The organism is Enterobacter sp. 200527-13, assembly GCF_027924865.1.
In the GTDB taxonomy this organism is placed as follows: domain Bacteria; phylum Pseudomonadota; class Gammaproteobacteria; order Enterobacterales; family Enterobacteriaceae; genus Enterobacter; species Enterobacter ludwigii.
In genome coordinates this window covers 71,545-84,754 of record NZ_BSCM01000007.1, presented here as the reverse complement: position 1 = coordinate 84,754, position 13,210 = coordinate 71,545, and the positions used below count along the sequence as shown (strand labels likewise).

The following is a 13,210-nucleotide window of genomic DNA, read 5'->3' as shown; positions in this document are numbered from 1 at the left end:
TACTCCGGTTACTTGACGTCAGCGATGGCTTTCATCAGATCCTGATGCTTTTCGCCATACTGGGCGCGCACCGGCTCTGTGGCTTTGATAAATACCGTTTTGTCGATCTCGTGGAACTGCACCCCGCCAGCCTTCATTTTTTCCAGCGCCTGGGCGTTATAGGCTTCCCACAACTTACGTTGTTCAAACTGGGCTTCACGGGCCAGGGTCAGGATCTTTTTCTGCTCGTCGGCGCTGAGTTTGTCCCACTTCACTTTTGAGTAGAGCAGCATTTCCGGGGTGATAAAGTGGCCGCTGAGGGTGTAGTTTTTGGCGACCGGCATATAGTTATGCGCGACATAGGTCGGTGGATTATTCTCCGCGCCGTCAATCACGCCGGTTTGCATTCCGCTGTAAACTTCGCTTACCCCCATTGCCACCGCGTTAGCGCCCATATCTTTCAGCGTCGCCAGCGCCACCGGACTGCCCTGTACGCGGATTTTCTTCCCTTTCAGATCGTCGGGTTTAACAATCGGATCTTTGGTGATCAGGTTGCGGGTGCCGGAGTCCATCCAGCCGAGGAACACCAGTCGTGATTTCGGGTTGGCAGTTAGCTTATCGCCAATTTGCTTGCCGATATCCCCGTCGATCACTTTGTGCATGTGGTCTTCATCGCGGAAAACGTAGGGCAGCGTGAAGACTTCGATATCGGGCAGGATGGCCGCCACCGGCGCCATCGAGACGCGGATCATATCGATCGCCCCCATCTGCGCCTGCTCAATCATCTGTTTTTCATCCCCCAGCACGCCGCCGGGGAAGACCTTAATCTCCAACTTGCCGTCGGTTTGTTGTTTGAGTTTTTCACCCATTTGCTGAACCGCCACCACGTTCGGGTAGCCTTCAGGGTGCACATCGGCGGCTTTGATGGTTTGCGCAGCGACAGAGCAGGCAAAAGCGGAGAGGCACAGGGCGGCCAGTAACGGCTTGAGGGTCGTTTTCATCGGGTCAACTCCAGGGTAGTGAGATAAGCGTTAAAACAGTGTTTTATTTTTGTACGCTTAAAAACTAGACTACGGCCGGAAAAGCGGAGGTGAAGCGCCTCACAAAAGCGTGAAATTTTGAAACGATGGTTTAGAAAGGTTTTCTCCCTCTCCCGGTGGGAGAGGGTCGGGGTGAGGCCATCAGGCCGCATTTACCCCTTACGGATCACATACCGGTACGGCAGCGTTTCGGTCTGCTGTGCCACCAGCTCATGTTCCATAAAGGTACAAAAACCGGGAATGTCGCGGGTGGTGGCGGGGTCGTCGGCGATGATCAGCAGCGTCTCACCGGTCTGCATGTTGCGCACGGTTTTACGTACCATCATTACCGGCTCCGGGCAGCGAAGGCCCTGAGCATCAAGGGTGTGGTCTGGGCTGGAAAACAGATCGGTCATGTTCTTCTCGGTCAGGTAAAAACGGCTGTAGTTTACGCCCCATCGTCGGCAATGCAACCAGGTTAACGATTGCGTAAAAACTAACCATTGCAATGTCCGGCCAAAGCAGTATCATGCTGCGGTTTTTATTGGGTTCCCTCACCCCAACGTATAAAAAGGTTACAACATGATGCAGTTTTCTGATTCGCAGCGCGTTAAAGCGTTGTTCTGGCTTTCGCTTTTTCATTTGCTGGTGATTACCTCCAGCAACTATCTGGTGCAACTCCCGATCTCCATCTTTGGTTTTCATACCACGTGGGGCGCGTTCAGTTTCCCGTTTATTTTTCTCGCCACTGATTTGACCGTGCGTATTTTCGGCGCACCGCTGGCTCGCCGCATTATTTTTGCGGTCATGCTGCCGGCGCTGTTCATTTCGTACGTGATCTCTTCCCTGTTTTATATGGGAAGCTGGCAGGGGTTCGAGGCGTTAACGCACTTCAACCTGTTTGTCGCCCGTATCGCCTCCGCCAGCTTTATGGCCTACGCGCTGGGGCAGATCCTCGACGTTCACGTGTTTAACCGCCTGCGTCAAAATCATCGCTGGTGGATGGCACCCACGGCGTCCACGCTGTTCGGCAACGTCAGCGACACGCTGGCCTTCTTCTTTATCGCATTCTGGCGTAGCCCGGACGCATTTATGGCCCAGCACTGGATGGAAATCGCCCTTGTGGACTACTGCTTCAAGGTGCTTATCAGCATTGTGTTCTTCCTGCCGATGTACGGCGTCCTGCTGAATATGCTGCTGAAAAGACTCGCAGATAAATCTGAAATCACAGCATTGCAGGCTGGTTAAGGGTTCGCTTTATCAGTTGTGATAAGATGAGCCAATCAGCCGTTATGGCCGTTTATCGAAAGGAAGAAGTTAATGCGCAATCTGGTTAAATATGTCGGGATTGGCCTGCTGGTTGTGGGCCTTGCAGCCTGTGATAACAGCGACACGAAAACGCCTGCTCAGGGCGCGTCTGCAGAGAGCAACGCCACCGGTCAGCCGGTGAGTCTGCTGGACGGTAAACTCAGTTTCTCTCTGCCAGCAGATATGACTGACCAGAGCGGCAAGCTGGGTACCCAGGCGAACAATATGCACGTTTACTCCGATGCAACCGGGCAGAAAGCCGTTATTGTGATTGTGGGCGACGACACCAGCGAAGACCTGGCCGTCATGACCAAACGTCTGGAAGATCAGCAGCGCAGCCGCGATCCGCAGCTGCAGGTCGTGACCAATAAATCTATCGAACTGAAAGGCCACACACTGCAACAGCTGGACAGCATCATTTCAGCAAAAGGCCAGACCGCTTACTCTTCCGTGGTGCTTGGCAAGGTCGATAATAAACTGCTGACCCTGCAGATCACCCTGCCGGCGGAAAATCAGCAGAAAGCGCAGACGGCTGCTGAAAACATCATTAACACCATCGTGATCCAGTAATTCTTCACGATGATGACGTGGCCTCCGGTGCCTGCACCGGGGGCCATTTTTTTAGCCGCCATGTCAGCATCAATGCGATAACCACCAGACCCGCCGCGGCAAGATAGATTACCGGTACCCCTGCCCACGCCATCACCAGCCCCGCCAGCGGCCCGGTAATGCCCAGCGACATGTCCATAAACACCGTGTAGGTCGCCAGCGCCGACCCCTGGTTCTGCTGCGGCACGGCTTTTACCGCGACCACGCCGAGTGCCGGGAAGACCAGCGAAAAGCCAGCGCCGGCGAGGAAAACGCCCATTTTCGCCATCCACGGTGCGGTGGCAATCCCGGTCAACACCAGCCCGACAATCTCTACCGCAAAGCAGATCAACGCCACATTCAGTCCCCCCAGACGGTTGATACCGTTCGGGAAGAGCAAACGCGCGCCGACAAACGCACAGCTAAACAGCGTCAGGGCAAAGGCTGCGCCGTCCCAGCCTTTGGCGTCATAGAAGAGAGTGATGAACGTGGCGATCACGCCGAAGCCGGTGGTTGCCAGCGCCAGCGCCATACCATAAGGCCAGACGCGCCCCAGCACCGCCCTGAACGGCAGTGGCTTGCCTTTGCTGGCCTTCACCTTCGGGCGCGGCAGGGCAAACAGAATCGCGAGCAGCGCGACGACCATAATGGTGATAGCCAGCCCGGATAGCCCGCCATAGGCATAACAGATCACCCCCAGCGGTGCGCCCAGCGCCATTGCGCCGTAGGTGACGATACCGTTCCAGGAGATCACCCGGCCAATATGGGACGCACCCACCACACCCACGCCCCACAGCGTCGAACCGGTACCCGCCAGACTTTGCCCAATACCCAGAATCACACGCCCCAGACAGAGCAGCGCCAGGCTGACCAGCGGCCAGTGGCTGGTGGTGGCGGCCAGCAGGTAGCCCAGACCACTCAGAAAACAGCCGCAGAGCCCCACAATGACGATGCGCTTTGGCCCAAACAGATCCGCATAGCGCCCGGCATGCGGGCGGCTCAGGAGCGTGGCGAAATACTGCAGGCTGATGACCAGCCCCGCCCAGAATGCGCTAAAACCCATGACGTCATGGACATAGCCCGGCAACACCGCCAGCGGCAGGCCAATCGTCAGATAACTGGCGAAGTTAAAAATCACAACGGAAACAATGCGCAGATTGAGGCGCAATCCGCTCAGCGCCGGTTCGGCGGCATGCTCTGGCATGGGGTTTAACCTGAATTTTTACAACAGTGTTTCACTATTACCACGGCAGGATAAGAAAATCAGCACTGACTTTCAGATTATCGGCTCCAGACGAAGCGGCCACCGGGCACTACACTTAACGGGCTATCACATTAAGGAACCCGCATGATACCGAACCAGTCCGACAAAGCAGGACTTCACATCTTATTAAAACTCGCCTGCCTGGTGGTTATCCTTGCAGGTATCCATGCTGCCGCTGACATCATTGTCCAGCTCCTGCTGGCGCTCTTTTTTGCCATTGTGCTTAATCCGCTGGTGACCTGGTTTTTGCGCCGGGGCATCAGCCGTCCGGTGGCCATTACTATCGTGGTCATCGTGATGATGATTGCCCTGACGGCGCTTTTCGGCGTGCTCGCGGCGTCGCTCAGTGAATTCTCCACCATGCTCCCGCAGTACAACAAAGAGCTGACGCGTAAGATCGTTTCGCTTCAGGAGATGATGCCTTTTCTTAACCTGCATATCTCACCCGAGCGGATGTTACGCCGCATGGATTCAGAGAAGGTCATGACCTACGCCACCACCCTGATGACCGGCCTTTCCGGCGCGATGGCCAGCATCCTGCTGCTGGTGATGACGGTGGTGTTTATGCTGTTCGAGGTCCGCCATGTTCCTTATAAGCTGCGCTTTGCGCTGAATAACCCGCAAATTCATATTGCGGGTTTACACCGGGCCCTGAAGGGAGTGTCCAAATATCTGGCCCTGAAAACGCTGTTAAGCGTCTGGACCGGGGTGATTGTCTGGCTGGGACTGATGCTGATGGGCGTGCAGTTCGCGCTGATGTGGGGCGTACTGGCGTTTCTGCTGAACTACGTACCCAACATCGGCGCGGTGCTTTCCGCCGTGCCGCCGATGATTCAGGCGTTTCTGTTCAATGGCTTTTACGAGTGCATGCTGGTGGGGGCGCTGTTCCTGGTCGTGCATATGGTGCTGGGCAATATCCTTGAGCCGCGCATGATGGGCCACCGTCTCGGAATGTCGACGCTGGTGGTGTTCTTGTCATTGCTGATCTGGGGATGGCTGCTGGGGCCGGTCGGGATGTTACTGTCAGTACCGCTGACCAGCGTGTGTAAGATCTGGATGGAAACCACCAAAGGTGGCAGCAAACTGGCGATCCTGTTGGGTCCCGGGCGACCGAAAAGCCGCCTGCCGGGATAACGGGTCCCACAACGCGTAACTCTGCAACACACCGAAAATTACCGCGACGCTCACCGCGCGGTAATTTTCATTTTCGGTAAGGAGGATTTCGCGTTATTTATCTTGCCCTAATAAATGAATCGTCATGCAAATATTTATTTAACGCAAATTACATGACATATAATTCTCACCCTTTCGTTTCAATGCATTACACCTCCCCTCGCGTAAAATAAATACCCACTTTTATATCGACAAAAATTATCCTTATTAGCGATAATACTCCGCCAAAATATAATTTTTTAAAATTACTGATTTAAATTGTTATTATTGATACGGAGTTGTTGATGAAAAAGATCATTAAATGGTTTGCTGCTGTTGCTGTCGTCGGCGCACTGGCCGGTTGCGCGCGTACCGCCCCAATCGATCAGGTTCACGCTACTGTCAGTACAGGCCACACTGCTGAGCAGGTGAAAACCGCCATTCTGAAAGCAGGCCAGAAGCGCGACTGGATCATGAGCGAAGCGGGCCCGGGCGTAATTAAAGGCCGTCTGCAGGCACGCGACCATTCGGTCGAAATCCGTATTCCTTATTCTGCGACAAGCTATTCAATTAATTACGAAAGCAGTATGAACCTGAAAGCCGCCGACGGTAAAATTCACAAAAACTATAACCGCTGGGTGCATAACCTCGACCACGATATTCAGATGAACCTCTTTGCAGGCGCCGCGCTGTAATATTTTTCTCATGTCGGGCCGACATGGCCCGATAACGTTTTTCTCGGCCTCATAAGGTTACGCACGCATGTACGAAAAGGACACCCTCAACGCGCTGGACGCCATTACCGAAGCGCAACGCATCGCTTTTGCGCCGATGCTGTTTCAGACCGCGCGTTGTCTGCGTAATTCGGGCGTGCTTTCCTGGCTGGATAAAAAAGGGAAAACAGGGGCAAGTCTCGAGGAAATAACCGAAAACAGTACCCTGAGCAGTTATAGCGTAAGCGTATTGCTGGATATGGGATTAAGCGGGCGGATCGTTACCTGTAAAGAAGGGCGCTATTTCCTGGCAAAGGTGGGCCATTTCTTATTGCATGACACCATGACTCGCGTGAATATGGATTTCACGCAGGATGTTTGTTACCAGGGATTATTCCATCTGGCCGATGCCCTGCAGGAAGAAAAACCGGCGGGATTATCCGTGTTTGGCAACTGGCCAACCATCTATCCGGCATTATCACAATTACCCGCGCAGGCAAAAGAGAGCTGGTTCGCTTTTGATCATTACTATTCTGATGCCGCTTTCGACGCGGCGCTGCCATATATATTCGCAAGCTCGCCGACAAAATTGTACGATGTGGGCGGAAATACGGGTAAATGGGCGTTACGCTGCTGCCGCTATGACGACAATGTTGCCGTGACGATCCTTGACCTGCCACAGCAGATAACGCTGGCGCAGGAAAACATCGAAAAAGCAGGTTTATCTCATCGCATTGGCTTCCATGCTGTCGATATGCTTAGTCATGCGACATTGCCGGGTGAAGCCGATATCTGGTGGATGAGCCAGTTCCTGGATTGTTTCTCTCCGGACCAGATTGTCGCCATGTTGACTCGCGTTGCACAGGTTATGAAGCCCGGCACGCGACTGTGCATCATGGAACTGTTCTGGGATGCCCAAAAATTTGAAGCCGCCTCATTCAGCCTGAATGCTACCTCGCTTTATTTCACCTGTATGGCGAACGGCAACAGCCGGTTTTACAGTGTAGAGAAATTTTATCACTACCTGGAGCAGGCCGGTTTCCACGTAGAACAGCGGCTGGACAACCTTGGGGTAGGTCATACCCTATTGATTTGTCAAAAAATTGAACAATAGAGCAGTTGAACTGCCCGGCAGGCTTGCCTGTCTTTTAATGATGGTTTTCCGCGGACGCGCGTAGATGAAATTTTCACTGAACATAATTGACTGGCAGGCAAGAGCGCCAGGCCTGAGCGATGCCGCAGAGTGGCAGGCGTGGTCACGCCAGCACCTTACCCTCGACCCGGCTGCGCCGCTGCCTAAGCTTACCGAACTGCCGATGATGACCGCGCGCCGCCTCAACTCGGGCAGTAAACTGGCGGTAGACCTCGGACTCACCCTGCTTCGCCGCCACGCGATTGATGCCGTTGTCTATTCCAGCCGTCATGGCGAACTGGAGCGTAATTTCCGCATCCTGCACTCCCTGGCGACCGGTCAGGCCGTCTCGCCGACAGACTTTGCCATGTCCGTGCACAATTCGGCGGTGGGCAACCTGACGATCACTGCGCGACACCCCATCGTCTCGTCTTCTGTTTCTGCCGGGCTGGACACCTTCCAGCAGGCATTATGTGAAGTGTTAAGCCTGCTTCAGGCGGGCTATTCCCGCGTCTTGCTGGTCGATTTTGACGGCGCCCTGCCCGATTTTTATCATCCGGGTTTACCGCCGCAGATGCCCACCTGGCCCTACGCGCTGGCCCTGGTGATTGAAGCCGGGAGCACACTGCAGTGCGAAACCCGCAGCGGCAGCACGGGTGAAGAACCTCCCCTGCCGCAGAGCCTGATGTTCCTGCAACATTACCTCCGCGATGAACGGCAGTTTGTGGTTTCAGGCGAACGTCTGCTGTGGCAATGGACACGCGAATGAGCCGCCTGACTGCCCGTATCAACTGGTTATGGCGTCTGATGATGACCGGCTTCTGCTTCGTGCTGTTTGGCACGGGCGGGCTGCTGCTGTCGCTGGTGTGGTTCAACCTGCTGTTGCTGGTTCAGCGCGACCGCGCCAGACGCCGTCGCCTGGCGCGTCGCAGTATCGCGGCCAGCTTCCGCTTTTTCTTACATGTCGCCCGTGGCACCGGGGTACTGGACTATCGCATTCACAATCTTGACGCCCTTCGCGGGGACCGTGGTTGTCTGGTGGTGGCCAATCACCCGACGCTGATTGATTACGTGATCCTGGCGTCCGTCATGCCCGAAACCGACTGTCTGGTGAAAAGTGCGTTGCTCCGCAACCCCTTTGTCAGCGGCGTCATTCGCGCAGCGGATTACCTGATTAACAGCGAAGCGGAAACGCTCCTCAGTGCAAGCCAGCAGCGTCTGGCCCAGGGCGACACGCTGTTAATCTTCCCGGAAGGCACACGAACCCGGTCGGGAGAGGCAATCTCCCTCCAGCGCGGCGCGGCAAATATTGCCGTGCGCTGCCACAGCGACCTGCGCATCGTAGTGATCCACTGCAGCGAACCTCTGCTGGATAAAAAAAGTCACTGGTACGACGTACCACCCGTAAAACCCGTTTTCACCGTAGATGTTCGCGATCGCGTGAATATCGACGCTTTTTACGATGCGAAAACACAAGAACCGGCACTGGCGGCAAGGCAGTTAAACCGGCATCTGCAGCATCGATTAACATCAGGCCTTCAATCTTTGTCAGGAATTAATGATGCAAGCGCTTCATCTTGAAATTAAAAATCTCATCATCACCACGCTGAATCTGGACGAGCTTACCGCCGAGGATATCGATACCGATGCTGCGCTGTTTGGTGATGGACTGGGTCTCGACTCTATCGACGCCCTCGAACTTGGCCTGGCCGTGAAAAACCAGTATGGCGTGGTGCTGTCTGCCGAAAGCGAAGAGATGCGTCAGCACTTCTTTTCCGTCGCCACGCTGGCTTCTTTTATCAACGCTCAACGCGCCTGAGATGTGATCCGTTATGACTGAACAAGAAACCATTTATCAGGAAGTCTGCGAACTCCTGGCTACGCTGTTTGAACTCGACCCACAGGAAATCACGCCTGAGGCTCGCCTGTACGAAGATCTGGATCTGGACAGTATCGATGCAGTGGACATGATTGTTCACCTGCAGAAGAAAACGGGGACGAAAATCAAACCGGAAACCTTCAAATCTGTCCGTACCGTGCAGGATGTGGTTGACGCTGTCGCTCAGCTTTTGCGCGACGAGTAAACCACCGTGCCTGGAGGACGAGCGTTTCCGGCAATCCCACTCCTGACGGGAGTCGTGTTGCTGGCGTGGCCATTCCTGATTGGATTGGGGCTGACGCACAACGGTCTGCACTGGCTGTTGCCGCTGATGGCCCTGGTGCTGGTGCTGCGTCTGCATCAGGCGCGGCGAAACGCAGGCCCGATGCGGTATGCGGTGCAGTGCATTGCGCTGGCAGGCCTGGCGCTCTGCGCGGCAAGCTATCTGCTGAAAGCGCACCAGTGGCTGCTGCTCTATCCGGTGGTGGTTAATCTCGTGATGCTGGCCGTGTTTGGCGGCTCACTGTGGACAACCATGCCGCTGGTTGAACGGCTGGCACGTCTGCGTGAACCGAATTTGCCTCCGGCGGGTGTGCGATATACCCGTAAGGTGACGCTGGTGTGGTGCGGGTTTTTCCTCGGTAACGGTGCGATAGCCCTGTTTACCGTGCTACACGGCGATATGCATGTCTGGACAGTGTGGAACGGTATGGTGGCTTATTTTCTGATGGGCACGCTGATGGCGACAGAGTGGCTGGTGCGTCAACGGGTGATGAAAAAAGAGAAGCTCGATGAATAAACCCCTCCCGCTGGGCCAGTGGTTAAATGCTCCACGCCCTGACGACACGCCGATTGCCTGGCTTGACGATCGCACCTGGACGTTGGGCGAGTTGCGCCACGATGTCACCTTGCTGGTAGAAGCATTGCGACAGCAGGAGGGTGAACGCTGGGCGCTGTGCTTTGAAAACAGCTACCTGTTTATTGTTGCGCTGCTGGCCTCACTGCATGCCGGTAAAACCCCGGTCATTCCAGGCCATAGCCGGGTCTCTCTGCTCGACGAACAGCAGTCGCTGTTTAGCGGTGTCCTGAGCGATCAGACGCTGGATATTCAGGGAAAGGTCATTGTGGTGACTTCCTCCCCTCAGCGCGCGCGCCAATGGGCACCGTTGCCCGTCATTGACGACGCGCGCTTTGTTGAACTCTTTACCTCGGGCTCCACGGGCACCCCACGCCGGGTCATTAAGCACATCGCCAGCCTGGACCGTGAAGCGTGCCTGCTGGCGAACCGTTTTGGCGAACGCCTGGCGGGCTGCAGCATTGTGGCCTCGGTCGTGCCACAACATCTCTATGGCCTGACGTTCCGCATCATGTTGCCAATGGCGATGGGGCTTCCGCTGCACGCCGCCATGCTTTATTACGCTGAGCAGCTGGCGGCACTCCCTCACGACAGGCAGTACCTTTTTATCAGCAGTCCGGCGTTCCTGAAACGGCTGGATACCGAGCTGACTGCCCCTCCCGTCGTGATGCTGATCTCCGCCGGGGGAATGCTGCCCTGGTGCGATGTCACGGAGACCCATGGCTGGCTTAACGTCTGGCCGGATGAAATCTACGGCAGCACCGAAACCGGGATCCTCGCCTGGCGGCATCGTCAGGCGGACAGCGTTCCCTGGCTCGCCTTCCCCGGCGTGGTGTTCCAGAGTGAAGGGGAAATCTGCCGCGTGACCTCCCCGCTCATTCACGAAGCCGCAGGGTTACAGCTGGACGATATCCTGCACTTCGACAGTAACGGTTTTTTTAGCATTGCCGGACGTCGTGGTCGGGTGGTCAAAATCGAAGAAAAGCGTATCTCACTGAACGAGATTGAACGTCGCCTGCTGGAGCTTGAGGGCATATGTGAAGCCGCTGCGTTACCGGTTACCCGCGGAGGTCGTCAGGGTATAGGTGTCCTGCTGGTTCTGGATGAGAAGACCCGTCAGCGCTGGCATCAGCAGGGCAAAAAAACGCAGGAACTGGCCTGGCGCCGCGCCCTGCGGCCCTGGCTTGAGCCGGTCGCCGTCCCCCGCTACTGGCGCATTATCGATGAGATGCCGGTAAACAGTATGAATAAGCGTGTCTATGCGCAGTTACAGGAGTTGTTTCATGAAAATTCATGAAATCGAACGCCACCAGGCACAGCCGCAGCACCTGGAAATCGTTTTGCATCTTGACCCCTCCCTGTTCTGGTTCCAGGGGCATTTTGCCGTACAGCCGTTGCTGCCAGGTGTGGCACAGATTGACTGGGTCATGCACTACGCCACCACGCTGCTGGCACCGGGTTACCGTTTTCACAGCATCCAAAATGTGAAATTCCAGGCCCCTCTGCTGCCGGATACCACGGTCACGCTGGTCCTTAACTGGCATGCCGAACGTCAGATACTGACCTTCAGCTACCAGCGCCATGCCGGTGACGATCGCCATACTGCCAGCAGCGGGAAGATTCGCCTGTGTCAGTAACTTTCCGCCCCTGCGTGCTGATCCCGTGCTACAACCATGGCGCGATGATGGCAAAGGTACTGTCGCGGCTGGCGCCGTTCGGCTTGCCCTGCCTGGTGGTCGATGACGGAAGTGACGAGCAGACGCGCCGCATTCTGGAGCGTCTGGCCGCCGGGCAGCCCCAGGTTACGCTGGTACGTCTGGCGCAAAACGCAGGTAAAGGTGCCGCGGTCATTAAGGGGCTGGAAGAGTCTGCCCGCGCGGGCTATACCCACGCCGTACAGGTGGATGCCGACGGCCAGCATGCTATTGAGGATATCCCCAAAATGCTGGCTCTGGCTGAGCGTCACCCGGAGGCGCTGATTTCTGGCCAGCCCATTTACGATGATTCCATTCCGCGCTCCCGCCTCTACGGTCGCTGGATAACGCACGTCTGGGTATGGATTGAAACCCTGTCCCTGCAACTTAAAGACAGCATGTGCGGTTTTCGGGTCTACCCGGTCTCGCCCACGCTGCAGCTGGCCGCACGCGTGCCGCTTGGCAAACGTATGGACTTTGACACCGAAGTGATGGTCCGTCTCTACTGGCAGGGCAATACCAGCTATTTTCTGCCGACCCGCGTTACCTATCCGCCGGACGGGTTATCCCATTTCGACGCGCTCAAAGACAACGTGCGGATCTCGCTGATGCACACCCGGCTGTTCTTCGGCATGCTGCCCCGCATTCCCGCCCTGCTGTTTCGTCGTCGCCGCCAGCACTGGGCGCAGCAGGACGAGGTGAAAGGCCTGTGGGGTATGCGCCTGATGCTGCGCGTCTGGCAGCTGTTTGGCCGCCGGGCCTTTACCGTGCTGCTGTGGCCGGTTATCGGGGTGTACTGGCTTACGGCCCGACCGGCGCGACAGGCTTCACAGCAGTGGACAGCACGAGTGAAGCAGGTGCTGACGCAGCGGAACATGCCTGTTCCGCCACGCCTTAACAGCTTTTTCCATTTTATGCGCTTCGGTAACGCCATGCTGGATAAAGTCGCCAGCTGGCGCGGCGAACTGAAGTTTCATCGTGACGTGGTCTTTGCTCCCGGTGCGTATGACGTGCTGGATGCTGACGCATCGCAAGGTAAACTGCTGCTCGCATCGCATCTTGGCGATGTGGAAGCCTGCCGGGCACTGGCTCAGCTGGAAGGCAGCAAAGTCATCAACGCGCTGGTCTTTAGCGATAATGCGCAGCGCTTTAAACAGATCATGACCGAGATGGCACCCCAGGCCGGGGTTAACCTGATGCCCGTGACGGACATTGGCCCGGATACCGCCATCGCCATCAAAGAGAAGCTTGAGCGCGGTGAATGGGTCGCCATTGTGGGCGATCGCATAGCGGTCACGCCACAGCGCGGCGGCGACTGGCGGGTGATCTGGAGTTCGTTTATGGGACAGCCCGCCCCGTTCCCGCAAGGGCCGTTTATCCTCGCCTCCATTCTGCGCTGCCCGGTGGTGCTGATTTACGCCCTGCGTCAGCAGGGTGCGCTCACGATACACTGCGAGCCGTTTGCCGACCCGCTGCTTCTGCCACGCGGGGAGCGCCAGCAGGCGCTGCAACAGGCCGTCGATCGCTATGCACAGCGGCTTGAACATTACGCCTTAATGTCACCGCTCGACTGGTTTAATTTTTTCGATTTCTGGCACCTGCCGGATGCCAAAGAGAAGGAGTAAA

General features: G+C 56.2%; 16 protein-coding genes. 13 read left to right on the top strand and 3 right to left on the bottom strand.

Features of this window, described 5'->3' with window-relative positions; all coding sequences use genetic code 11:
• Positions 1-8: 8 nt before the first annotated feature.
• Together QMG44_RS19230 and tusA are read right to left on the bottom strand one after the other, a co-directional pair.
• Positions 9-980 carry a TRAP transporter substrate-binding protein gene (locus QMG44_RS19230; RefSeq protein WP_014172022.1) on the bottom strand — a complete coding sequence of 324 codons (972 nt, stop codon included), beginning with the start codon at positions 978-980 and terminating at the stop codon, positions 9-11.
• Between the two features lie 191 nt (positions 981-1,171).
• Positions 1,172-1,414, bottom strand: a complete 243-nt coding sequence (gene tusA, locus QMG44_RS19225) for a sulfurtransferase TusA (protein ID WP_020884537.1) — start codon at positions 1,412-1,414, stop codon at positions 1,172-1,174.
• A gap of 166 nt (positions 1,415-1,580) precedes the next feature.
• Between tusA and QMG44_RS19220 the strand changes: the two genes are divergently transcribed.
• Both QMG44_RS19220 and QMG44_RS19215 read left to right on the top strand, forming a co-directional pair.
• Positions 1,581-2,246: a 7-cyano-7-deazaguanine/7-aminomethyl-7-deazaguanine transporter gene (locus tag QMG44_RS19220; protein ID WP_020884536.1), complete on the top strand. Its 666-nt coding sequence runs from the start codon at positions 1,581-1,583 to the stop codon at positions 2,244-2,246.
• Positions 2,247-2,318: 72 nt separating this feature from the next.
• The gene (locus QMG44_RS19215; RefSeq protein ID WP_014172025.1) at positions 2,319-2,876 is read left to right on the top strand and encodes a DcrB family lipoprotein; all 558 of its coding nucleotides are present in this window, start codon (positions 2,319-2,321) and stop codon (positions 2,874-2,876) included.
• A gap of 4 nt (positions 2,877-2,880) precedes the next feature.
• Here the strand turns inward: QMG44_RS19215 and QMG44_RS19210 are convergent, their stop codons facing one another.
• Positions 2,881-4,098: an MFS transporter gene (locus tag QMG44_RS19210; protein WP_020884535.1), complete on the bottom strand. Its 1,218-nt coding sequence runs from the start codon at positions 4,096-4,098 to the stop codon at positions 2,881-2,883.
• A 144-nt stretch (positions 4,099-4,242) separates the two neighbouring features.
• Here QMG44_RS19210 and QMG44_RS19205 point away from each other — a divergent pair, with 144 nt between their 5' ends.
• The 11 genes from QMG44_RS19205 to QMG44_RS19155 all read left to right on the top strand — a co-directional run bounded on the left by QMG44_RS19205 (position 4,243) and on the right by QMG44_RS19155 (position 13,209).
• The gene (locus QMG44_RS19205; RefSeq protein ID WP_014172027.1) at positions 4,243-5,292 is read left to right on the top strand and encodes an AI-2E family transporter; all 1,050 of its coding nucleotides are present in this window, start codon (positions 4,243-4,245) and stop codon (positions 5,290-5,292) included.
• Between the two features lie 323 nt (positions 5,293-5,615).
• Positions 5,616-6,005 (top strand): hypothetical protein, encoded by a 390-nt coding sequence (locus QMG44_RS19200; RefSeq protein ID WP_086532981.1) that lies wholly within the window; start codon positions 5,616-5,618, stop codon positions 6,003-6,005.
• Between the two features lie 67 nt (positions 6,006-6,072).
• Positions 6,073-7,137, top strand: a complete 1,065-nt coding sequence (locus QMG44_RS19195) for a class I SAM-dependent methyltransferase (protein ID WP_086532982.1) — start codon at positions 6,073-6,075, stop codon at positions 7,135-7,137.
• A gap of 64 nt (positions 7,138-7,201) precedes the next feature.
• Positions 7,202-7,924, top strand: coding sequence for a beta-ketoacyl synthase chain length factor (locus QMG44_RS19190; RefSeq protein ID WP_086532983.1), 723 nt, complete (start codon positions 7,202-7,204; stop codon positions 7,922-7,924).
• Entirely contained in the window at positions 7,921-8,736 is an 816-nt protein-coding gene (locus tag QMG44_RS19185; protein ID WP_025202835.1) for a 1-acyl-sn-glycerol-3-phosphate acyltransferase, read from the top strand. The genes QMG44_RS19190 and QMG44_RS19185 overlap by 4 nt, the downstream gene beginning before the upstream one ends.
• The gene (locus tag QMG44_RS19180) at positions 8,717-8,974 is read left to right on the top strand and encodes a phosphopantetheine-binding protein (RefSeq protein WP_020884530.1); all 258 of its coding nucleotides are present in this window, start codon (positions 8,717-8,719) and stop codon (positions 8,972-8,974) included. Before QMG44_RS19185 ends, QMG44_RS19180 begins: the two co-directional genes overlap by 20 nt.
• A gap of 13 nt (positions 8,975-8,987) precedes the next feature.
• Positions 8,988-9,239 carry an acyl carrier protein gene (locus QMG44_RS19175; RefSeq protein ID WP_014172033.1) on the top strand — a complete coding sequence of 84 codons (252 nt, stop codon included), beginning with the start codon at positions 8,988-8,990 and terminating at the stop codon, positions 9,237-9,239.
• Positions 9,240-9,245: 6 nt separating this feature from the next.
• Positions 9,246-9,833: a hypothetical protein gene (locus tag QMG44_RS19170; RefSeq protein WP_086532984.1), complete on the top strand. Its 588-nt coding sequence runs from the start codon at positions 9,246-9,248 to the stop codon at positions 9,831-9,833.
• Positions 9,826-11,187, top strand: a complete 1,362-nt coding sequence (locus QMG44_RS19165) for an AMP-binding protein (RefSeq protein WP_086532985.1) — start codon at positions 9,826-9,828, stop codon at positions 11,185-11,187. The genes QMG44_RS19170 and QMG44_RS19165 overlap by 8 nt, the downstream gene beginning before the upstream one ends.
• Entirely contained in the window at positions 11,174-11,527 is a 354-nt protein-coding gene (locus tag QMG44_RS19160) for a beta-hydroxyacyl-ACP dehydratase (RefSeq protein WP_020884527.1), read from the top strand. Before QMG44_RS19165 ends, QMG44_RS19160 begins: the two co-directional genes overlap by 14 nt.
• Positions 11,518-13,209 carry a glycosyltransferase gene (locus tag QMG44_RS19155; protein ID WP_086532986.1) on the top strand — a complete coding sequence of 564 codons (1,692 nt, stop codon included), beginning with the start codon at positions 11,518-11,520 and terminating at the stop codon, positions 13,207-13,209. The genes QMG44_RS19160 and QMG44_RS19155 overlap by 10 nt, the downstream gene beginning before the upstream one ends.
• The last annotated feature ends 1 nt before the right edge of the window (position 13,210 follow it).